21 protein-coding genes are annotated in these 22,231 nt (G+C 56.7%); 16 read left to right on the plus strand and 5 right to left on the minus strand.

Annotated elements, in window-relative coordinates:
• Positions 1 to 15 precede the first annotated feature (15 nt).
• Complete coding sequence (gene rppH, locus HZS52_RS20660) at positions 16 to 507, minus strand: RNA pyrophosphohydrolase (protein WP_022519684.1); 492 nt, start codon at positions 505 to 507, stop codon at positions 16 to 18.
• Positions 508 to 741: 234 nt separating this feature from the next.
• Between rppH and HZS52_RS20665 the strand changes: the two genes are divergently transcribed.
• The gene (locus tag HZS52_RS20665) at positions 742 to 1,398 is read left to right on the plus strand and encodes a histidinol-phosphatase (RefSeq protein ID WP_009288657.1); all 657 of its coding nucleotides are present in this window, start codon (positions 742 to 744) and stop codon (positions 1,396 to 1,398) included.
• Positions 1,399 to 1,875: 477 nt separating this feature from the next.
• Here HZS52_RS20665 and HZS52_RS20670 read toward each other — a convergent pair whose 3' ends face one another.
• The 3 genes from HZS52_RS20670 to HZS52_RS20680 all read right to left on the minus strand — a co-directional run bounded on the left by HZS52_RS20670 (position 1,876) and on the right by HZS52_RS20680 (position 3,774).
• Complete coding sequence (locus HZS52_RS20670) at positions 1,876 to 2,244, minus strand: PIN domain-containing protein (RefSeq protein ID WP_138800623.1); 369 nt, start codon at positions 2,242 to 2,244, stop codon at positions 1,876 to 1,878.
• Complete coding sequence (locus HZS52_RS20675; protein ID WP_190374971.1) at positions 2,234 to 2,467, minus strand: hypothetical protein; 234 nt, start codon at positions 2,465 to 2,467, stop codon at positions 2,234 to 2,236. Before HZS52_RS20675 ends, HZS52_RS20670 begins: the two co-directional genes overlap by 11 nt.
• A gap of 332 nt (positions 2,468 to 2,799) precedes the next feature.
• A complete protein-coding gene (locus tag HZS52_RS20680) occupies positions 2,800 to 3,774 on the minus strand; it encodes a malate dehydrogenase (RefSeq protein WP_022519687.1) in 975 nt (324 codons plus the stop codon).
• A gap of 242 nt (positions 3,775 to 4,016) precedes the next feature.
• On the opposite strand from HZS52_RS20680, the gene HZS52_RS20685 reads away from it, so the two are divergent.
• Both HZS52_RS20685 and HZS52_RS20690 read left to right on the plus strand, forming a co-directional pair.
• The gene (locus HZS52_RS20685; RefSeq protein WP_190373557.1) at positions 4,017 to 5,135 is read left to right on the plus strand and encodes an efflux RND transporter periplasmic adaptor subunit; all 1,119 of its coding nucleotides are present in this window, start codon (positions 4,017 to 4,019) and stop codon (positions 5,133 to 5,135) included.
• On the plus strand, positions 5,119 to 8,190 hold the full coding sequence (locus HZS52_RS20690; RefSeq protein WP_190373558.1) for an efflux RND transporter permease subunit: 3,072 nt from the start codon (positions 5,119 to 5,121) through the stop codon (positions 8,188 to 8,190). The genes HZS52_RS20685 and HZS52_RS20690 overlap by 17 nt, the downstream gene beginning before the upstream one ends.
• A gap of 295 nt (positions 8,191 to 8,485) precedes the next feature.
• On the opposite strand, the gene HZS52_RS20695 is transcribed toward HZS52_RS20690, so the two are convergent.
• Positions 8,486 to 8,974, minus strand: coding sequence for an Rsd/AlgQ family anti-sigma factor (locus tag HZS52_RS20695; protein ID WP_009288487.1), 489 nt, complete (start codon positions 8,972 to 8,974; stop codon positions 8,486 to 8,488).
• A 385-nt stretch (positions 8,975 to 9,359) separates the two neighbouring features.
• On the opposite strand from HZS52_RS20695, the gene HZS52_RS20700 reads away from it, so the two are divergent.
• The 13 genes from HZS52_RS20700 (at position 9,360) to HZS52_RS20760 (ending at position 22,128) form a co-directional block, all read left to right on the plus strand.
• A complete protein-coding gene (locus tag HZS52_RS20700; protein WP_190373559.1) occupies positions 9,360 to 11,645 on the plus strand; it encodes a bifunctional salicylyl-CoA 5-hydroxylase/oxidoreductase in 2,286 nt (761 codons plus the stop codon).
• The gene (locus HZS52_RS20705) at positions 11,642 to 12,412 is read left to right on the plus strand and encodes an SDR family NAD(P)-dependent oxidoreductase (protein WP_190373560.1); all 771 of its coding nucleotides are present in this window, start codon (positions 11,642 to 11,644) and stop codon (positions 12,410 to 12,412) included. Before HZS52_RS20700 ends, HZS52_RS20705 begins: the two co-directional genes overlap by 4 nt.
• On the plus strand, positions 12,409 to 12,861 hold the full coding sequence (locus tag HZS52_RS20710; protein ID WP_027958830.1) for a MarR family winged helix-turn-helix transcriptional regulator: 453 nt from the start codon (positions 12,409 to 12,411) through the stop codon (positions 12,859 to 12,861). The genes HZS52_RS20705 and HZS52_RS20710 overlap by 4 nt, the downstream gene beginning before the upstream one ends.
• Positions 12,862 to 12,885: 24 nt before the next feature.
• A complete protein-coding gene (locus tag HZS52_RS20715) occupies positions 12,886 to 13,698 on the plus strand; it encodes an enoyl-CoA hydratase family protein (protein ID WP_022519695.1) in 813 nt (270 codons plus the stop codon).
• Entirely contained in the window at positions 13,698 to 14,831 is a 1,134-nt protein-coding gene (locus HZS52_RS20720; protein WP_190373561.1) for an acyl-CoA dehydrogenase family protein, read from the plus strand. Before HZS52_RS20715 ends, HZS52_RS20720 begins: the two co-directional genes overlap by 1 nt.
• Before the next feature lie 126 nt (positions 14,832 to 14,957).
• A complete protein-coding gene (locus tag HZS52_RS20725) occupies positions 14,958 to 16,646 on the plus strand; it encodes a benzoate-CoA ligase family protein (protein ID WP_190373562.1) in 1,689 nt (562 codons plus the stop codon).
• 40 nt (positions 16,647 to 16,686) lie between these two features.
• Positions 16,687 to 17,832 (plus strand): ABC transporter substrate-binding protein, encoded by a 1,146-nt coding sequence (locus HZS52_RS20730; protein ID WP_009288483.1) that lies wholly within the window; start codon positions 16,687 to 16,689, stop codon positions 17,830 to 17,832.
• 63 nt (positions 17,833 to 17,895) lie between these two features.
• A complete protein-coding gene (locus tag HZS52_RS20735; RefSeq protein WP_009288482.1) occupies positions 17,896 to 18,816 on the plus strand; it encodes a branched-chain amino acid ABC transporter permease in 921 nt (306 codons plus the stop codon).
• Positions 18,809 to 19,864, plus strand: coding sequence for a branched-chain amino acid ABC transporter permease (locus HZS52_RS20740; RefSeq protein ID WP_022519699.1), 1,056 nt, complete (start codon positions 18,809 to 18,811; stop codon positions 19,862 to 19,864). Before HZS52_RS20735 ends, HZS52_RS20740 begins: the two co-directional genes overlap by 8 nt.
• Positions 19,857 to 20,609, plus strand: a complete 753-nt coding sequence (locus tag HZS52_RS20745; protein ID WP_041157925.1) for an ABC transporter ATP-binding protein — start codon at positions 19,857 to 19,859, stop codon at positions 20,607 to 20,609. The genes HZS52_RS20740 and HZS52_RS20745 overlap by 8 nt, the downstream gene beginning before the upstream one ends.
• Positions 20,602 to 21,282: an ABC transporter ATP-binding protein gene (locus HZS52_RS20750; protein WP_190373563.1), complete on the plus strand. Its 681-nt coding sequence runs from the start codon at positions 20,602 to 20,604 to the stop codon at positions 21,280 to 21,282. The genes HZS52_RS20745 and HZS52_RS20750 overlap by 8 nt, the downstream gene beginning before the upstream one ends.
• Before the next feature lie 13 nt (positions 21,283 to 21,295).
• Positions 21,296 to 21,703, plus strand: coding sequence for an acyl-CoA thioesterase (locus HZS52_RS20755; protein WP_190373564.1), 408 nt, complete (start codon positions 21,296 to 21,298; stop codon positions 21,701 to 21,703).
• Positions 21,704 to 21,714: 11 nt separating this feature from the next.
• Positions 21,715 to 22,128: a RidA family protein gene (locus HZS52_RS20760; RefSeq protein ID WP_190373565.1), complete on the plus strand. Its 414-nt coding sequence runs from the start codon at positions 21,715 to 21,717 to the stop codon at positions 22,126 to 22,128.
• The last annotated feature ends 103 nt before the right edge of the window (positions 22,129 to 22,231 follow it).

A 22,231-nucleotide genomic window follows, 5' to 3' on the forward strand; every position in this document is an offset into this window, starting at 1 on the left:
CAGCGACCAATCGCCCTAATCGTCATCCTGTGCCAGACGCTGAACGCGGGGAGACAACTCCCGCAGCGCGCGCCGATATACCTCTCGTTTAAAAGGCACTACCTGCCCTAGCGGGTACCAGTAGCTCACCCAACGCCACCCATCAAACTCGGGGGTTGGGGTTGCCGTCATACAAATCTGGCTTTCCTGGCAACGGATTTTAAGTAAAAACCACTTCTGCTTCTGGCCTATACAGACCGGACGCGAATGTGTGCGAATCATACGTCGTGGCAGACGGTAGCGTAGCCAGCCCCGGGTGCAGGCAACAATATCAACATCGTCGGCGGTTAGGCCGATCTCTTCGTAAAGTTCACGAAAAAGTGCTTGTTGTGGCGTCTCGCTTGCATTGATGCCCCCCTGGGGAAATTGCCACGCATTTTGTCCTACCCGACGCGCCCAAAGCAGCTGCCCCTGGCTATTGGCAATGATGATGCCAACATTGGGGCGAAAGCCGTCAGCGTCGATCACGGACATCACCTTAATAAATTTTCAGTTGTCCCCATTTTTCCACAAGGGTGACAAGCGTATCAATACAATATAACGCTAAGTGATGAATGGTTGCGTATCAGCATGGAGCGAAGAACGTGCGTTGGTGGGAATGACATGGCGACTCTGCGATAATCCGCGTCCGCTATTTGCCTAACTAGCGTCTTTGAGCACTAACGACTGTCTACTATCCACTGACTAAAAAAGGGGAGCGCCGTGAGTCTGGCCATATTCGATTTGGATAATACGCTGCTATCCATCGACAGCGATCATGCCTGGGGCGAGTTTTTACTCGAACAAGGGGCAGTCGACCCGGTTGCCTACCGGGAAGCCAATGAGCGCTTCATGGCTGATTACAACGCGGGCACCCTGGATATGGCTGCTTTTTTGGAGATGGCGCTTAAACCGCTGGCCGATAATTCGCCGGAACAGCTTTCAGCATGGCACCAGCAGTTCATGGCCAGCAAGATCGAACCCAATATTCTGCCCAAAGCCGAAGAGCTTCTGGCACGCCACCGCACCAAAGGCGACACGCTGCTGATTATTACCGCCACCAACCGCTTTATTACCGCCCCAATTGCCGAGCGTTTGGGGGTCGATCACTTAATCGCGGTGAACCCGGAGGTCAAAGAGGGTCGCTACACGGGGCGCGTTTCGGGCATTCCCAGCTACCGCGAAGGCAAAGTCACTCGTTTGGAAAAGTGGCTGGAAGATCAAGACCTGACCATGGAAGGCGCGTGGTTCTACAGCGACTCGCACAATGATTTGCCGCTGTTAGAAATAGTCGAGCACCCCGTCGCCGTCGACCCCGACGACACCCTGCGCGAAATCGCCAAAGAACGCCAGTGGCGGATTATGAGTTTGCGGGATTAGGTTGTGTGAGGTGTGAATCGTGAATCGTGAATCGTGAATCGTGAATCGTGAATCGTGAATCGTGAATCGTGAATCGTGAATCGTGAATCGTGAATCGTGAATCGTCAGGAGTATAGGTCTCGTAGCGCGTGGTAACGAGCAAACGAGGCACTTGAGGATGACGGCGGGATGACGCCCAGTGGTACCCCACACCAACCCCGGCACCGCTTCGCGCTGCTTTCGCGGGTGCGCTGACGCTTACCACGCGCTACTAAATCTCGCAAACACATGAAGGTGGGGATTCCAAGGGCGTGTGCACGTTATGCAAATGGCCGTAGCACGTTATCATGCCACCGAAATCGAGTGATTGTCGTAGCGCGTGGTAACGAGAAAGCGAGTTCAGCGAGCGTTTCGAGGCACCCGCGGGAGGCGGCGGAACGACGCCCAAGAGCACCGCACGCGCCCTGGTATCAATAATTGCCACACGCAGGTAAATATTTAACGGCTTAGGAGAGTATCAAGCGAAATCACATTGCCAGCATGTTTATCTGCTAACTTAACGTCATCTGTGACCAACGTTGCTGCTGCTACAGATGCGGAAGCAGAGATAATACTATCCGGCAGTTTCATTTGAGTACTTCGTCGTACCTTGATGGTTTCGTTTTTGACCTGATGATCCAGTTCCACTCTTGTTAGCTGGGCCAATATCACCTTAATCGCCTGCTCGTCCTCTGGGAGCAAACCGGGAAAGGCCAGAAGCTCAAGCTCAGTGATGACAGAAAAGGCGTAATGGGCAGCTGGCAGACACAACTGACGTTCAATGGCATTAATGAAGACATTGGTATCGAGGAGATAGCTACCACTCATCCCGCAAATTCCTTTGGTATTCGACGCCGTCATGTGCTGTCAGAGACGGAGCTTTCACAGAGGTAAAATCTATTCCAACTTGCTTAACGGAGAGGTTCTCCTCCTCCTTTGTATTCTCATACAAAACAACGATTCGGGCATGTCTGTTCTTTAAATGCGCATATTCATCGGGGATTTTAACTACCCCATTCTGAATATCTGCCTCAAATTCAATCGCATGCATTTCAATCCCCCTTACAAATAAATAGCTTACCTCGCCATTTGACACTCTTTCTGTCAAAAATTCGAGTCACTAACGAACGGACTTATAATCCCGGCACCGCTCCGCGCTGCTTTCGCGGGTGCGCTTCGCTTACCACGCGCTACTAAATCTCGCAGGCACATGAAGGTGGGGATTCCAAGAGCGTGTGTACGCTATGCAAATGGCCGTGGCACCCCACACCAACCTCGGCACCGTTTCATGCTGCTAAATCTCACCCAACAAAAAACCCCACAAGCTAAGCTTGCGGGGTTTGGCGTTAACTGGCGCTAGTGTAAAAGCGTCAGCGGGCGCGTTTAGCCGAGCAGGTGCTCGACTGCTGCACGCTCTTCGCGCAGTTCTTTCTCGGTGGCTTTCATCTTCTCTTGGCTGAATTCGTCAATTTCGAAGCCTTGAACGATTTCATACTTGCCACCCTGGCAACGTACCGGGTAGGAGTAGATGATGCCTTCGTCGATGCCGTAGCTGCCGTCAGACGGAATTGCCATGCTGACGATGCCTTTGGAACCCAGCGCCCAGTCGTGCATATGGTCGATGGCGGAAGAGGCAGCAGAAGCGGCAGAAGAAGCGCCACGTGCTTTGATGATCGCCGCGCCGCGCTGCTGCACGGTGGGGATAAAGTCGTTTTCGTACCAATCGCGCTCAACAAGATCGAACGCTGCTTTGCCGTCGACTTTGCACTGAGCCAGATCCGGGTACTGGGTGGCACTGTGGTTGCCCCAGATGATCATGTTTTCAACGTCAGTGACATGCTTACCGGTTTTCTGTGCCAGCTGGGTCAGGGCACGGTTGTGATCCAAACGCGTCATGGCGGTAAACTGACCTGCGTCCAGGTCCGGCGCGTTGCAGGAAGCAATCAGCGCGTTGGTGTTGGCCGGGTTACCGACGACCAGCACTTTCACATCACGGCTGGCGTGATCGTTCAATGCTTTACCTTGAACGGAGAAGATCGCTGCGTTGGCTTCCAGCAGGTCTTTACGCTCCATGCCTGGGCCACGCGGACGTGCGCCAACCAGCAAGGCGAAATCAGCGTCTTTGAACGCTACGTTCGGGTCATCGGTGGCAACGATGTCTTGTACCAGCGGGAAGGCACAGTCGTTGACTTCCATTACCACGCCGTTCAGGGCGTCCATTGCCTGGGGAATTTCCAGAAGCTGGAGAATGACAGGCTGATCCGGCCCCAACATGTCGCCAGCGGCGATGCGGAAAATAAGAGAGTAGCTGATCTGACCGGCGCCGCCGGTAATCGCAATACGTACTGGATCTTTCATCATTGCTCCTTGATTGGTTCGCCTAGGGATGGTTCTCGCCTGAGGAGTGGCTTAACAGAACTCAAGACGCAAAGATGGTATGCCCAGCCGGGGAAAAACTCAATCAGACATGAGACTACAACCCATTTACCAACCTTGCTATACGCTCAATGGCTTGCTACTCGCTGAAAAGGCTGAGTTGCGCTATGGTATCTTCGGCTTTATGGCCTCCTTTCTTGTTTTGCTAAGGACATGGATGCTCCATGCGAAAAATTCCGTTTTCTTATGCCTTGGCTAGCCTACTGGTGCTGGCGCTAGTGATATGGCTCGCTTTTGGTAATTTTCAGCGCTTTCAAACCACGCCCCCAGACGCCCCTGCGCGCAGCGAAGCAGGTTCGCGGGTTGAAATTGTCGTGCAGCAGAGCACGCCGTTTATTCCTCAGCAAATCGTCCAGGGCCAACTGACGGCAGAGCGCGAAACCACCCTGCGCGCCAACGTCGCAGGCTTTGTGGCTGAGAAGCCGGTCGCTCAAGGTAGTCGCGTTGCGGCGGGCGATACGCTACTGGTGCTGGATAATGACGCCCTGCCCGAGCAGCTACAGCAGGCCCGGGATGAACTAGCCGTGGCCGAGGCGGAGTATGCCGGGGCTCGCAACCTGCGCCAGCGGGAGCTGATTTCCCAGCCCGAGTTACTGCGCCTGCAGAGCGCACTAAGCGCCAGCGCTGCTTCCGTGGCGCAACTGCAGAAGCAGTTGGACGACAGCCGACCCACCGCACCTTTCGATGGTGTGCTGAACCGCGTTCAGGTGGAGCTAGGCGACCTATTACAGCCCGGTGAAGAGTGGAGCCAGTTGGTCGATGACCGCCGTTTGAAAGGTGCGGCCTGGGTTTCTCAGCAGCAAGTGGGCGATTTAAGCGAGGGGTTACCGGTGACCGCGCGGCTACTCAATGGCGACCACCTCGAAGGTGAGCTGACCTTTGTTAGTCACCGCGCTGAAGAGGCCACTCGCAGCTTTTATATCGAAGCCACGCTGGATAACCCGGCCGGTAAACGCTTGGCAGGCGGCAGTGCGGAGCTGACCATTACGCTGCCACCCCGCCAGGTGCATACCCTTTCGCCTGCGCTGCTGAGTTTGAATAGCGAAGGCCAACTGGCGGTCAAGCACCTGGATGAGAACAACACAGTACAGCAGACCACCGTGGAGCTGGTGAGTGCCGATACGCAGCACGCCTACGTGACAGGCCTACCCGACCCGCTACGCCTGATCACGTTGGGCGCTGGCATGGTAGATATCGGTGAGACAGTGACCCCGGTGCCTGTTGAAGAGGCGATTATTTCACAGCCGGCGGAACAGGATAGCGTTCATGCGCCAGTTGATTAATGCGGCGCTAGCCCACACTCGCACGACATTACTGCTGTTGGTGAGTCTTCTATTGGCGGGCATCACTGCCTGGCAGATGATCCCTAAAGAAGCTAACCCCGACGTCACCATACCGATGATCTATGTCTCGCTGACACTGGAGGGGGTGAGCCCCGAGGATGGCGAACGGCTGCTGATTCGCCCCATGGAGCAGGAACTGCGTGGCATTGAAGGGTTGCGCAAGTTCACCGCCCAATCCAGCGAGGGGCATGGCTCGATTACTCTGGAATTCGACCCCGGCTTTGATCCCGACACCGCGCTAACCGATGTACGTGACCGGGTGGATATTGCCCGCAGCGAACTACCTTCCGAGGCCGATGAGCCGCGGGTGATGGAGGTCAACGTCTCGGAGTTTCCGGTGTTGACCATTGGCCTCTCCGGGCAGTTGGATACCCGTGAGCGCATGACGATTGCCCGACGCTTGCAGGAGGAGATCGAAGGTATTGCCGATGTGCTGGAAGTCGATATTGCCGGTGAGCGGGAAGACTTGCTGGAGATCGTCGTTGATCCTTTGGTACTGGAGAGCTACGGCGTTGATTTTGACACGCTATTTAATCAGGTATCGCGCAATAACCGCTTGGTGGCAGCGGGCAGTTTGGATACCGGCGCGGGGCGCCTGGCGCTGAAAGTCCCCGGGATTATCGAGTCCCTTGACGATGTTATGAATATGCCGGTCAAGGTCGATGAGGATCGTGTGGTCACCTTTGGCGATGTGGCCTGGATCAACCCTACCTATAAAGACCCCGAAGGCTTTGCCCGCATCGATGGCCAACCAGCGGTGGTGCTGGAAGTTTCCAAACGCGCCGGGGCGAATATCATCGCCACCATTGGCGCGGTGCGTGACCGCTTAGCCGATGCAGATGACTTACTTCCCGAGCAGTTGCGTTTCACCACTATTCTGGATGAGTCGACCACCGTTAAGAATATGCTCTCCGAGCTGCTCAATAACGTACTGACCGCCGTTGTGCTAGTGCTGATTGTAGTGGTCGCGGTGATGGGCTGGCGCATGGCGCTGCTGGTGGGGCTTACCATTCCCGGTGCCTTCTTAACCGGTATTCTGCTGGTATGGGCGTTTGGTTTTACGCTCAATATCGTGGTGCTGTTTGCACTGATTCTGGTGGCGGGCATGCTGGTGGATGGCGCTATCGTGGTCAGCGAGCTTGCCGACCGCCATCTGCACGATGGCCAAACGCCTCATCAGGCGTGGCTCAACGCTGCTGCAAGAATGAGCTGGCCGGTAATTGCCTCGACGGCCACTACGCTGGCGGTCTTTATTCCCCTGCTGTTCTGGCCCGGCGTGGTCGGTCAGTTTATGAAGTACCTGCCCGCCACAGTGATTTTGTGCCTGCTGGCATCGCTGGCCATGGCGTTGGTGTTCTTACCTACTCTTGGGCGCCTGTTTACGCGTACCACCGCAACCACGACAGACGCCAACCAGGATGAAGCGACAACCTCCTTTGGGCGTGGCTATCGCCACCTGCTGGCAAGGCTACTTATGCACCCTGCCTGGGTACTGCTGGTGACCGTATTGTTAATGGCTCTGCTGTATACCGGCTATGCGCGCTTTAACCACGGTGTCGACTTCTTCCCAGCCGTAGAGCCTGACAGCGCCCAGGTGTTGGTGCGCGCCCGAGGCGACTTCTCCGCCGTTGAAACCGACGCCATTGTGCAGCGGGTGGAAGCCAAACTATCCGGCATGAGTGAAGTGCGAGCGCTGTATGCACGCTCCTTTGCAGTGCCTAACCAGCAGATGGGCAACGACGTGATTGGCATGCTGCAGTTCCAGTTTATCGACTGGCATGAACGTCGCCCTGCCCAGGCCATTTTGGACGACATGGCCGAGCGCGCCGGAGATATTCCCGGCATTACGCTGGAATTTCAGGAGCAGGAGATGGGCCCCGGCGGCGGTAAGCCAATCGTGCTTGAGGTCAGCGCCACGAATCCCGACGTCGCCGATGCAGGCGTTAACCAGATAACCCAACTAATGCGCGAGCTGGGTGGCTTTACCGACATTGAGGATAACCGCAGCCTTCCGGGCGTGGAGTGGCAGGTTAACGTGGATCGCGAAGCGGCGGCGCGCATGGGTACCGATGTAACGACCATTGGAAGCGCGGTGCAACTGCTGACGACCGGCCTTCAGGTGGCTAGCTATCGCCCGCCGGAAGTCAGCGATGAAGTGGATATCCGCGTGCGTCTGCCGCAAAACTGGCGTTCGCTGGATCAGCTTGAGCGCTTGACCATCAACACTCAGCGGGGCCAAGTGCCGATCTCGAATTTTGTGACTCTGGAACCGGCGCCGAAGGTCGGCACCCTTAATCGCATCAATGGTCGCCGGGCGATTACCATTGAGGCTGACTTAGCACCGGGCTATCTCGCTGATGAGCGCCTAACTGCCCTGCTAGCCGCAAGCAGCGGCAGTTTGCCTGATGGCCTGATGGTCAACGTGGCGGGTGAGCAGGAGGATCAGCAGGAGTCGATGCAGTTCTTAGCCAGTGCCTTCTTGATTGCTATCGGTTTGATGGCGCTGATTCTGGTCACCCAGTTCAATAGCTTTTATCAAGCGGGGTTGGTGCTCTCGGCGATTGTGTTCTCCACCGCGGGTGTGCTCATGGGCCTACTGATTACCGGCCAGGCGTTTGGCATTGTCATGGTGGGGATGGGCGTGATTGCTCTGGCGGGTATCGTGGTCAATAACAACATTGTTTTGATCGATACCTACAACGAACTGCGCGGCCAGGGTATGACACCCGGCGAAGCCGCCCTTGAAGCGGGCTGTTTACGCCTACGCCCTGTGCTGTTAACGGCGATTACCACGGTATTGGGGCTCATGCCGATGGTGCTGGGGATCAATGTAGACCTGTTCACCCCTGCCCTGGGCTTTAATGCGCCCTCCGCCCAGTGGTGGACGCAGATGTCGAGCGCCATAGCCGGCGGCCTCACCTTCGCCACCGCGCTAACGCTGTTGCTTACGCCGTGTATGTTGGTGATTGGGGGTAAATTACGGCGCAGGGGGTGAATGGTGAATGGTGAATGGTGAATGGTGAATGGTGAATGGTGAATGGTGAATGGTGAATCGATTATAAGGTATTGGGCACCCGCCGTTTCGTAATGGGGTTTTGGCACCCATCGTTTTATGTGCACGGGTAATGGGGTATTCGGCACCCACCGCGTTATGTGCACGCGTGATTTAGTAGCGCGGCGTAAGCGTTAGCGCACCCGCGAAAGCAGCGCGAAGCGGTGCCGGGGTTGAAGCGGGATTACCATGGAGCAAAAGCGCCGCATAGCGGCGCCTGTCTAATGGAAGGTCTTACTTAAGCGGGGGCTTTGGTGTGCTGCGGGCTGTGTGCGGCGTGTAAGCGCGCGATCAATTGGTCTTCTAGCGCGAAGCGTTCGGTAAGGCCACGGGCTAAGCGGTCGATCCAGGCAGGTAGGCGGGCGATGTTTTGCTCGCAGCTAAGCGTGGAGCCAAAATCGGTATCGAACTCCAACACCATCTCGGTGGACATTTCTAAACGCTCAAGCAACTTCTCCGCGATGACGAGCGCGCCCTCGTCGCTAAAGGCCCGTGCCTCTTCCGAGAGCTGGGGGTAAATCTCAAAGTGACCGGCGCTGATGTAATCCATCAGCTTTTCACTAAACGTATCGATAGGCGCTTTGCTCACTGCTTCCAATTCAGCATCACACGCTTCTTTTAGCTCAATAAAGCTGATCAATAGCTGACGGCGCTGATCCAGCCAGCGGTCAATCAGGGAATGCACGCCTCCCCAGCGCTCCAGGGCATTTTTGCAATCTTCGAGCATGGGGCTTTCTCCTTAAAGTCACCTTTAACTGCTATTAATAACTACTATCAAACGCTCAGATCAAATAATAGGCTTAGAGTCGCGCCTCCCACTACCTCTGTCAATCCCAGCAAGTACGGTTTCCATGGTACTAAAAGTTCACTGCCCATAACGCTTTCTTCTATGGCTGATAACCAGCGCTCTCAAGCGGCAGCCCCTGCCATATTCCTGCGTCTATTTATGCTCTCATCTTCCGGCCACCATTGCGAGCACAGCCGCATGAGGGCTTTAAACGCTCGCACGCCTACTCACAGGAAAATACTTTAAGCTTAAAAAGTTTATACTTGAATTTTATAGAGCCCTCTCCTATCTTCAGGAAAGAGAGTGTTTTCCGTGGAGAATAAAAATGAGAATCGCCTGCCTGGGTGGAGGGCCTGCTGGCCTCTATTTCGCTATCAGCATGAAGCTACACGATCCCTCCCATGAGATCGTGGTGATTGAGCGCAACCGTGCAGACGACACCTTCGGCTGGGGCGTGGTGCTGTCAGACGAAACCCTCGACAACCTGGCGGCCAACGACCCGGTCAGTGCAGAGCGCATTCGTGAGCATTTCGCCTATTGGGACGACATTGCGGTCGTTCATAAAGGCGCCAAAACCGTCTCTACAGGCCATGGATTTTGTGGCATTGGCCGCCGCCAACTGCTGATTCTGCTACAGGAACGCGCTCGCGAGCTCGGCGTGGAGATGCGCTTTGAAACCGATATTACAGAAGCCTCCATTGAGCAGTACCGGCGTGAGTATGACTTGGTCTTGGCCGCCGATGGCCTTAACTCTCGCACCCGCCAAACCTACGCCGATCACTTCAAGCCAGACATTGATGTACGAGCGTGCAAGTTCGTTTGGCTGGGTACCCATCAAACCTTCAACGATGCCTTTACCTTTATTTTCGAGAAGACCGAGCATGGCTGGGTGTGGGCCCACGCTTATCAGTTTGATAAGGATACGGCGACCTTTATTGTCGAGTGCAGTGAGGCCACTTGGCAGGCGTTTGGCTTCGGCGAAATGAACCAGCAGGAGTCGATTGCAGTCTGCGAGCGCATTTTTGCCAGGCATCTCGACGGCCACGCGCTGATGACCAATGCCAACCATATACGCGGCTCCGCCTGGATCAATTTTCCACGGGTACTCTGCGAACGCTGGAGCTATGAGAACGTAGTTTTGATGGGTGACGCCGCCGCCACCGCACACTTTTCAATTGGCTCCGGCTCCAAGCTCGCACTGGAGAGTGCCATTGCACTGGCTAATTACTTGCACAGCGAAAGCAGCATGGCAGCTGCCGTTGCTCGCTATGAAGAGGATCGCCGCTTCGAAGTGCTGCGCCTACAGTCAGCCGCGCGCAACTCCACCGAGTGGTTTGAGCAGGTGGAGCGCTACCTGGATCTCGACCCGGTGCAGTTCAACTACTCGCTATTGACCCGCTCCCAGCGCATCAGTCACGAAAACCTGCGGGTACGCGACCCACAGTGGCTAGAAAGTGCAGAGCGCTGGTTCCAAACCCAGGCGGGCAACGCTGGCAGCGCCCGTGCACCGATGTTTGCGCCTTATCAACTACGCGATATGACGCTGGTTAATCGCGTGGTGGTCTCCCCCATGGCGCAGTATAAAGCCGTCGATGGCTGCCCTACCGATTGGCACTTTAGCCACTATGCCGAGCGAGCCAAGGGTGGCGCAGGCCTGGTATATACAGAGATGACCTGCGTCAGCCCCAGTGGGCGAATCACCCCCGGCTGCCCAGGCTTGTACGCGCCCGAACATGAAGTGGCGTGGAAGCGTCTTTGCGATTTCGTGCACACGGAAACCCAGGCCAAGCTATGCGCCCAAATCGGCCATTCAGGAGCAAAGGGCTCTACTCAGTTGGGCTGGCAAGAGATGGATGCCCCGCTTACGGATGGCAATTGGCCAATATTGGCAGCTTCAGCACAGCCCTGGTCAGCGCGTAACCAAGTGCCCAAGGCAATGGATCGCGATGATATGGATCGGGTGCGCGATGAGTTTGTCAGTGCGGCGCAGATGGCCGATCGCGCGGGTTTTGACATGATCGAGGTCCACGCCGCCCACGGCTACCTGCTCTCTTCGTTTATCACGCCATTAACCAACCATCGTGACGATGAGTACGGCGGCTCGCTGGATAACCGGCTGCGCTACCCGCTTGAAGTGATCAACGCCGTGCGCCGCGTTTGGCCTGCCCATAAGCCGCTTTCGGTGCGTATTTCTGCCAACGACTGGTGCGGCGATGAAGGCATCACCCCAGACGATGCGGTGGAGATCGCCAAACGGTTGCGCGATGCGGAGGTGGATATTGTCGATGTCTCTGCCGGACAAACCTCGACCCAGGCAAAGCCGGTCTATGGACGTATGTTCCAAACGCCCTTCTCTGACCGGATACGGAACGAGACGCCAATCGCCACTATGGCGGTGGGCAATATCTATCAGGCCGACCATGTGAACTCGATCCTGATGGCCGGACGCGCCGACTTAGTCTGTATCGCCCGCCCTCATCTCGCCGATCCTTACTGGCTGCTGCACGTTGCTGCGGGGTTGGGTGATAGTGAGGTGGAGTGGCCAGCACCCTACCGGGCAGGCGCCGATCAGCTACAGCGCTTGGCTGAACGTGGCGAGGGTTGGGTATGAGCCAATCCGATAGAAACTCGGCAGCGAACAGCCTGGCAGGCAAGCGGGCGGTGATTACCGGCGGCGGCAGCGGTATCGGTGCCGATATGGCCCTGGCCTTTGCCCAGGCGGGCGCCGAGGTCACGATTACCGGCCGCCGTGAGGCAGCCCTTCAAGCCGTTGCCGAGCAGCATGATGGCATTCGTACCGCCGTGGTCGATGTCACCGACGAAGCCGCCATGGTGACGCTCTTCGAGAAGATCGGCAATGTGGATATCGTTATTGCCAACGCCGGGGCGGCAGAGAGCGCGCCGTTCGCCAAGACCTCTTTCGGGCAGTGGCAACGTATGTTGAATGTAAACCTTAGCGGAGTGTTTCTGACCCTGCGTGAGGGTTTGAAGCAGTTGAACGACGGCGGGCGCCTTATCGCCGTTGCCTCCACCGCGGGCCTGAAAGGTTACGCCTATGTGGGTGCTTACTGCGCGGCAAAGCATGGCGTAGTGGGGTTGGTGCGTTCTCTGGCTACTGAAACCGCCACTCGCGATATGACCGTTAATGCGCTCTGCCCAGGTTTTACCGACACGCCGTTACTGGCCGCCAGCGTGGAGAATATTGTGACCAAAACAGGCCAATCCGCCGAACAGGCCACCGCGCATTTTCAATCTACCAACCCTACAGGGCGATTAGTCACTCCTGCAGAGGTCACCGCGACGGCTCTATGGCTATGCGGGCCTAACAGTGGCGCAATCAACGGCCAGGCGATTTCCATCTCAGGGGGTGAAGTATGACGGCAGAAAGCTTAAGCAAGGAGCGCCTGCGCTTATGGCTGCGCATGCTGCGGGTTACCCGTCAGGTGGAGTCCGAGCTGCGCGAACGGCTGCGAACCGAGCACGACTCTACACTGCCGCGTTTTGATGTGATGGCCGCGCTATATGCCGCTGAGGAGGGCCTGAAAATGAACGAGCTCTCCAAGCGGCTGCGGGTTTCCAACGGCAACGTCACCGGCATTATTGACCGCTTGGTGGAGGATGGCGCCGTGGAACGTATTGCTATTGAGGGCGACCGGCGCGCCACACGGGTCTGCCTGACCAGTGCTGGTCGCGAAAGCTTCAGGGCCATGGCCGTTGAGCATGAGCGCTGGATCAATGCGCTGTTCGAAGGGGTGACCGAAGAGGATGCCCATCATATCGGCGAGCTGCTCCACCGCTTGCCGGCTTCTCTTGACGATACCCACTAATCACTGACAGGCGAGAACAACAATATGAAGAGCATGGCTGACCTGGCCCCCGAGCACTTTATTTGGGAAATGAGTGGTGATGTCGCCGTTATCCGGTTGAATCGCCCAGAGCGCAAGAACCCGCTGACATTCGAAAGCTACGCCGAACTGCGCGATACCTTTCGTGACTTGGCCTATGCATCCGATGTGCATGCCGTGGTGTTTACCTCCAACGGCGAGAACTTCTGCTCCGGCGGCGACGTACATGAAATCATCGGCCCCCTGGTGGGCAAGGATATGAAGGGACTGCTCGAGTTCACCCGCATGACCGGGGATCTAGTCAAGGCCATGCTGAACTGCGGCAAACCGATCATTGCCGCCGTCGACGGCATCTGCGTTGGCGCGGGGGCGATTATTGCCATGTCCTCGGATATTCGTTTTGCCACCCCCCGCGCCAGCACGGCGTTTCTGTTTACCCGCGTGGGACTGGCGGGCTGTGACATGGGCGCCTGCGCAATTCTACCGCGCATTATCGGCCAGGGCCGCGCCGCCGATCTACTCTACAGCGGCCGTAGCATGAGTGCCGAGGAAGGCCTCCAGTGGGGCTTTTACAACCGAGTGGTCGAACCAGACGCCCTGGAAGAAGACGCCATTGCTTACGCCACCCGCCTGGCTCAGGGCCCCACCTTCGGCCACAGCATTACCAAAACCCAGCTAAACCAGGAGTGGTCGATGAGCCTGGAGCAGGCCATCGAATCGGAAGCCCAGGCCCAGGCGATTTGCATGCAGACCAACGATTTCGAGCGCGCCTACCACGCCTTCGTAGCCAAGCAAAAACCTGAGTTCAAGGGGGACTGATGAGCGACAAGAACTTTCTAGCGTGGCCCTTTTTCGAGGCCAGACACCGTGAACTTTCCGAGCAGCTCGAAGCGTGGTGCCGCACTGAACTACCCCGCGACCACAGCGATGTGGATGCGACCTGCATTCAACTGGTACGCGATTTAGGCAAAGCTGGGTTTCTGGAAGGCACTGCGGGCGAGCATATCGATGTGCGCAGCCTGTGCCTAATCCGTGAAACCCTGGCCCGCCATGATGGTCTAGCCGATTTTTCGTTTGCCATGCAGGGGCTGGGAACCGGTGCGATCAGCCTATATGGCAGCGATGAACAGAAGCAGTGGCTGGACAGAACCCGGCGTGGTGAAGCAATTTCCGCGTTTGCCCTGAGCGAGCCTCGCTCGGGCTCTGATGTGGCCCAGTTGGATACCACCGCTGAGCGCGAGGGCGATAGCTACCGTTTGAATGGCGAAAAGACCTGGATCTCCAACGGTGGTATTGCCGATATCTACACAGTCTTTGCCCGCACCGGTGAAGGTCCCGGCGCCAAAGGGCTTTCAGCCTTTTTAGTGCCTGCCGACACACCCGGATTGGAGATTCGTGAGCGCCTGGAGTCGGTGGCGCCTCACCCGCTGGCACGGCTGGGCTTCAACGATATGGTGCTGCCTGCCAGCGCGCTGATCGGCAAGCCTGGGCAAGGCTTTCGGATCGCCATGTCGGTGCTGGACGTTTTCCGCTCCACGGTTGGCGCGGCGGCCCTGGGCTTCGCCCGCCGGGCAATGGAAGAGTCGCTCTCCCGCAGCCGCTCCCGGGAGCTGTTTGGCGCCACCCTCTCCGACTTACAGATGGTGCAGGGCCACTTGGCTGATATGGCGCTAAACGTGGATGCCTCCGCCCTGCTGGTTTACCGCGCTGCCTGGACGAAAGATCAAGGTGCTGAGCGGGTGACCCGTGAAGCGGCAATGGCCAAGCTATTTGCCACCGACCAGGCCCAGCAGGTGATTGACCAGGCAGTACAGCTTCACGGCGGCGACGGCGTTCGCAAAGGCCATATTATCGAAAGCCTCTACCGGGAAATCCGCGCGCTGCGTATTTATGAAGGTGCCTCAGATGTACAAAAAGTAGTCATCGCCCGCAGCATCCTCGCGGAAGAGTAAACAGCAAAAAACCGTACAGCAGTTTTCAACAACAATAAAACACAACGCCAGACACCGTATCCCTGCCCGCGCTTCCTTTGAGCCGTGGGCAGGAATAAACAACGACACCAAATACGGAGGTTGGTCATGTACATCCAGTCGGCCCATGCTGATACTTTTGCGCGGGATAACCTGCCACCCACTGATTGTCAGCCTGAGTTCCTGCTCGCGGGCTACCATTATCCCCAACGACTTAACGCGGGCGTTGAGCTCTGCGATCGACTGCTCGACCAGGGTCACGGTGAACGAGTTGCCTTAGCGGGCAACGGCCGTCGTCGCACCTATCAAGAGCTCACTGAGTGGACCAACCGCCTTGCCCACGTGCTGGTCGAAGACCTGGGCGTGGTTCCCGGCCAGCGGGTATTGATCCGTTCCGCCAACAACCCGGCCATGGTGGCCTGTTGGCTGGCCGCCACCAAGGCGGGGGCCGTGGTGGTCAACACCATGCCGATGCTACGCACCAAAGAGCTATGCCAGGTAATCGATAAAGCGGAAATCAGCCTAGCCCTGTGCGATACCCGCCTGCTCGATGAACTGGTTGAGTGCCAACAACACAGCCCGGTACTCAAACGTGTGGCTGGCTTTGATGGCACGGCTAACCACGACGCCGAGCTTGACCGTTTAGCGCTGGGCAAACCCGCCACCTTTGAAGCGGTGAATACCGCCGCCGACGATGTGGCGCTGCTGGGGTTTACCTCTGGCACTACCGGCTCACCCAAAGCCACCATGCACTTTCACCGCGATCTGCTGGTCATTGCCGACGGCTACGCCAAGGAAGTCCTACAGGTAACGCCGGAGGACGTGTTCGTCGGTTCGCCGCCGCTGGCATTTACCTTTGGCCTGGGCGGGCTGGCCATTTTCCCGCTGCGCTTCGGCGCCACCGCCGTGCTACTCGAACACGCCTCCCCGCCCAATATGATGGACATTATCCGCGAGTATCAGGCCACGGTGGTCTTCACCGCACCAACAGCCTACCGGGCGATGCTCTCAGCACCTACTCGCCATGAGGATTTGAGCAGCCTGCGCGTGGCGGTTTCCGCTGGCGAAACCCTGCCAGCACCGATTTATCATGACTGGATCAAGCAAACCGGCACACCGATTCTCGACGGCATCGGCGCAACTGAAATGCTGCATATCTTTATCTCTAATCACCTGAATGACCATCGCCCCAGCTGCACCGGCAAACCGGTGACCGGTTACGAGGCACGAATCGTTGATGACGAGATGAATGATGTCCCTCGCGGCACGGTCGGCAAACTGGCCGTGCGCGGCCCTACCGGCTGCCGCTACCTGGCCGACAAGCGCCAGCAAAAGTATGTAAAGGCGGGCTGGAATATCACCGGTGATGCGTTTTACCAGGATGAAGAGGGCTACTTCCACTTCGCCGCTCGCAACGACGATATGATCGTCTCGGCGGGCTATAACATCGCAGGCCCCGAGGTGGAAGCAGCCCTGCTGGCCCACCCCGCCGTGAAAGAGTGCGCGGTGATTGGCGCTCCTAGCCAGGAGCGTGGCCAAATTGTCGAGGCTTTTGTTGTTCTAAACGATGGTTTTCAGCAAGATGAAGAATGTCAGCAAATGTTGCAGGACTTCGTGAAGCAGACCATCGCGCCGTATAAGTACCCTCGCTCCATACGATTTATCGAGGCACTACCTAAAACATCCACGGGTAAGGTTCAGCGCTTTCGGCTGAGCCAGGAACATTACCCGAGTGCTGGCTCTCCTGGCATCAATGTGAATAGCACTAACATCAATAGCACCAACACCAACGCATGACCCTCTAAGTAATAAACGATTAAAAAATGAGGAATGATCCATGAAAATGATATCCCGCTTTGGCCTTGGCTTACTGCTCTCCTCCAGCCTGGTAACCACTGCTCACGCTGATGACGTTAAAATTGGCATGATTACCACCCTCTCAGGCGGCGGTTCGCACCTGGGCGTGGACGTTCGCGATGGCTTCATGCTGGCCCTTGAGCAGTCGGGCCGCGACGACGTGGAAGTGCTGATTCAGGATGATGCAAGACGCCCCGACCTGGCGCGTACGCTGGCCAATGAGTTTATGCAGCGTGATGAGGTCGATATTCTTACCGGCATTATCTGGTCAAACTTGGCAATGGCGGTCGTTCCTTCGGTGGTACGCCAGGGCACCTTCTACCTGTCACCTAATGCCGGGCCCTCCGATTTAGCAGGGCGCATGTGCCACGAGAACTACTTCAACGTGGCGTATCAGAACGACAACTTGCACGGCGCCATGGGTGCGTATATGCGCGAAGAGGGGTATGAGCGCCCGATCATCATGGCGCCCAACTACCCTGCTGGCACCGATGCGCTAGCGGGCTTTAAACATCTTTATGAAGGCGAGGTCGTCGGCGAGCTTTACACCCAAATGGGCCAGACCGACTACGCGGCTGAAATTGCCCAGATTCGCGATAGCGATGCCGACAGCTTGTTCTTCTTCTTACCCGGCGGTATGGGCATCTCGTTTATGAAGCAGTGGGAAAGCTCCGGTGTCGATATGCCGATCTTTGGCGCCGCCTTCTCGTTTGATGAAATCTTAATCAAAGCGGTAGGCAGTGCGGCGATTGGCGCACGCAACACCTCGCTATGGGCATATGACCTGGAAAACGAGGCCAACGATCGCTTTGTTGAGGGCTTCCGGGAAGCCTATGACCGCACGCCAACGTTGTACGCGGCACAAGGTTACGACACCGCCAACCTGATTCTTAGCGCGCTTGAAACTGCCCACCCCGATGACAAAGACGCCTTCCGCGAAGCACTGCGGGCCGCTGACTTTGACAGCGTACGCGGTGAGTTCCGCTTCGGCCCGAACCAGCACCCTATCCAGGATATTTACGTGCGTGAAGTCGTGGAGGGTGACGATGGCGAGCCCACCAATCGCCTGATCGGTGTCGCAATCGAAGATATCCAAGACGTCTATTACGAGCAGTGCCAGATGTAAGCTCGCCTCGGCTGGGTGTAGCCGCCCAGCCTTTTCTCTTTACCTGCGCTAAGGATACCCAACGTGTCCGTTACTCTGCTGATAGAGCAATTACTGAACGGCGTGCAGCTCGGCACGATGCTGTTTTTGATGGCCAGCGGCCTCACCTTGGTGTTTGGGGTGATGGGGCTGATCAATCTTGCCCACGGTTCTTTTTATATGGTGGGCGCCTACGCCACGGCAGCGGTGACTGCCTCAACGGGCTCTTTTCTGATTGGACTGGCTGCTGGGATGACCGCGGCCGCCCTGGTAGGTGCACTGGTAGAACTGTTGGTGATACGCCGACTTTACCACCGTCCTCATCTTGATCAGGTATTGGCAACCTTTGCACTAATACTGATTTTTTCGGAGGGCACGCGCTGGATCTTCGGCTCTTCACCGTTATGGTTGAGTCCTCCTTCTTGGCTGACGGGGTTTGTCACCCTGCCAGGTGATACCCGCTACCCCATCTATCGGCTGATGCTGATTGGGGTGGGTATCGCTATTTCGATTGCCCTTTACTTGCTTATCTCGCGAACTCGACTCGGTATGCGCATTCGGGCAGGTGAAAGCGATCGCGAAATGATTGGTGCGCTGGGGGTCAATATTTCAAAACTCTATACCTTGGTGTTTGCCTTAGGGGCGGCGTTAGCGGGTTTAGCCGGCGCTTTAGTAGGCGCATTGCAATCTGTACAGGTGGGTATGGGCGAGCCAGTGCTGATTTTAGCGTTTGTCGTAATCGTCATTGGCGGTATCGGCTCAATTAAAGGCGCGCTACTCGGTGCCCTGCTGGTGGGTATTGTCGACACCTTGGGTCGGGTCTATCTGCCCATCTTCTTTCAAGCGTTTATGCCGCCGTCTGAGGCGACCGGCGTCGGTTCGGCGTTGGCCGCGATGCTGATCTATATCCTCATGGCCGTCATTCTCGCGTTCAAGCCTAAGGGACTGTTCTCTGCCCATGACTAATACCACTTCCTTGTCCAAGAACGCTGCGCTAGCGCCCGAAGCGGATAGACCTTTTGACCGCAAAGGGCTGGTTCAGATGGCCCTGCTCGGGCTACTGCTGTTACTGCCTGTAGCAGCCTATTTCTTGGGCCATATTTATTATGTCAATCTGGCCTCGCGTATCACCATTATTGCCATGGCGGCCGTTGGCCTTAACCTGGCCATTGGCTATGGGGGCATGGTGAGCTTTGGCCACGCGGCCTATTTCGGCTTAGGTGGCTATGTGGCAGGCATCAGTGCTTATCACGCTTTTGATATGACCCCATTTATGACGTGGCCTTTCAGCGTGCCGGGCAGCGACAATTTACTGGTGATATGGCTCGCCGCTATGTTGCTGTGCGGGCTGCTAGCGCTGGTCATCGGCGCTATCTCACTGCGTACCACGGGGGTCTATTTCATTATGATCACCCTCGCCTTTGCGCAGATGATTTACTACTTTGCCAACTCCTGGCCGACCTATGGCGGCGAAGATGGTCTGCCTATTTATATTCGCAACACCCTGCCCCTGTTCAATAACAACATGCTCGATAGCAGCGATGCACTCACCTATTTCCTGATCTGCTTCACCGGGCTTGTGTTAGCGATGGCAATTACCTCACGAATGATGAAATCGCGCTTTGGTGCGGCCTTGACCATGGCACGGCTTAACGATGTACGCCTTGCCACTGCCGGGATCAGCCCCTACCCCATTCGCTTGGTGGCGTTTGTGATTTCTGCCGCGATTACCGGGCTTGCTGGTGCGCTCTATGCGGATCTGAATGGCTTTGTTAGCCCGACAATGTTGAGTTGGCACTTCTCCGGCGAACTGATGGTCATCGTCATTTTAGGCGGCGTGGGGCGTCTTTACGGCCCGTTAGCCGGTGCGGTGCTGTTTGTGATGATGGAAACCTTTCTGGGGGGAGTCACCCAATATTGGCAGCTTTTCCTCGGGTTAGTACTGCTTGGGGTGGTGCTATTTGCCAAACATGGTGTGATGGGTTGGCTGGCCGGGAGGGAACGCAATGAGTGATGTGGTTCTTTCACTACAAAACCTGCATAAGCGCTTTGGCGCACTACAGGCGACCAGCGATGTTTCGTTGGATCTTAGACCCGGGGAGATTCACGCCTTGATTGGCCCCAACGGCGCGGGGAAATCGACCCTGATTGGCCAAATCGCGGGAAATATACGCCCTGATGAAGGGAGTGTTTACTTAGCAGGCAGTGAGATCACGAGCATGAGTATCGCTCAACGGGCGCGCCTGGGCCTGGGGCGTAGCTTTCAGGTCTCCTCGCTGGCGGAGCCGCTATCGGTGATGCGCAATGTGATGATGGGAGTTCAAGCGCTGCAGAGTCACAGTTTTCGGTTCTGGAAGCCCGTTGCTCGCGATCGGCAACTGCTTGAACCAGCCTATGAAGCACTGGCGCGTATGCAGCTTAGCCATCGCGCCTGGACGCCGGTATTTGAACTTTCCCACGGCGAGCGCCGCCAGGTGGAGGTGGCTTGCGCTCTGGCGCTCAAGCCCCGCGCACTGCTGCTGGACGAACCCATGGCGGGCTTGGGCCCAGAAGGATCGGCGAAGCTAACCGAGCTGCTGGAGGCTCTTAAGCTGGAAGTGCCTATCCTGCTGATCGAGCACGATATGGAGGCGGTATTTCGTCTGGCTGATCGTATCTCTGTGTTGGTATCCGGGAGCGTTATCGCCCATGGGGATAGCCACACTATTAGGCAGGATCCCCGCGTCCGTGAAGCCTACCTGGGGGATTCTGATGCTTAAGGTTGCTGATATTGAAACGTTTTATGGGCCCTCTCAGGCGTTATTTGGCGTTAGCCTTGACGTTAACGCCGGTGAGATGGTCGCCCTAATGGGGCGCAACGGTATGGGTAAAACCACCACCATTCGCTCGATATTCGGTCTGACTCCGGCCAGCCGTGGCACGATTGAGTTTGAATCCCAGAACATACGCCGCTTACCCGCTTTTCGTATCGCTAAAGCGGGGCTTGGCTTGGTGCCGGAGGGGCGCCGCTGTTTCCCTAATTTGTCGGTGCGCGAAAACCTGTTGGTGACCGCCCGCCCGGGCGAGTGGACACTGGAGAAAGTATCAACGCTGTTTCCGCGCTTGGAAGAGCGCCGCGCGCAAATGGCCAAGACCCTCTCCGGCGGTGAGCAGCAGATGCTGGCTATTGGCCGGGCGCTGATGACCAACCCGCGTTTGCTGGTGCTGGATGAAGCCACTGAAGGATTGGCGCCGGTGATTCGCCAGGAGATCTGGCGGGCAATTCGGCTGCTCAAGGAGCAAGGTCAAGCTACGCTGCTGGTGGATAAGTCATTAAGCGAAATTCTGCCCATTGCTGACCGCTGCACCATCCTGGAAAAAGGCTGTACAGCGTGGGAGGGCAAACCCGCCGCGCTGGACAGCGCCATTCGTGACCGTTATCTGGGCGTGTAGGGAGGAGAAAACAGTGGCGTTTACTACCCAGCGAAAAGTCCGTTTCCAGCACTGTGATCCGGCGGGTATCGTTTTTTACCCCCGCTATTTCGAGATGATTAACTCCGTGGTGGAGGATTGGTTTGAGGAGGTCGTGCAGCGCGACTTTAACCAACTGCACGTTGAGAGCGGCACCGGGGTTCCCACCGCCGCTATCGACACCCAGTTTCATGCGCCGAGCCGGTTAGGCGAACGACTCACCTTTGAATTAACGGTTCAAGCCGTTGGGCGTAGCAGCCTTACCCTTCAGATTATCGCTTACTGCGGTGATCAGAAACGTCTAACCAGTCGTTCAACCCTTGTATATGTGGATCTAAATAGCGGTCAGCCAATGCCCTGGACAGAGGCTATGCGCCAGCACTTTACCGTCGAAAACCTATAAGGATAGCCATAATGAGTGACGCCAACTTTCATCAGTTTCTTCACCCTTCGCATTGGAAAGCAGCGGTGGGCTACGCTAACGGCGTGCTGGCTTCGGGCCAGAGTGTGTTTGTAGGTGGGCAGATTGGTTGGAATGCCGACCAGGTATTTGAAAGCGATGACTTTGTCGTTCAAGTGAATCAGGCGCTGCAAAATATCGTGGCGATCTTAAAAGAGGCGAACGCAGGCCCGGAGCATATCGTGCGGTTGACCTGGTATGTGACGGACAAGCAGGAGTATCTGGCGCGGCTTAAGGAGGTGGGCGCCGCCTATCGCGAGGTGCTGGGCAAGCATTTTCCGGCAATGACGATGGTTCAGGTGGCGGGGCTGGTTGAGGATCAGGCTAAGGTGGAAATCGAAGCGACGGCGGTGATTCCGGCTCATTAAGGATAATCAAAAGTGCCTCTAGCAGAGTACAAAGAGGTGCACCGGATCGAAACAACCTTCCGCGGGGGCGCTGTGAACCCATCCCTGGGCGCTACTTTCGCCA

The sequence above is a fragment of the Vreelandella titanicae genome (genome assembly GCF_014697095.1).
Lineage (GTDB): Bacteria > Pseudomonadota > Gammaproteobacteria > Pseudomonadales > Halomonadaceae > Vreelandella > Vreelandella titanicae.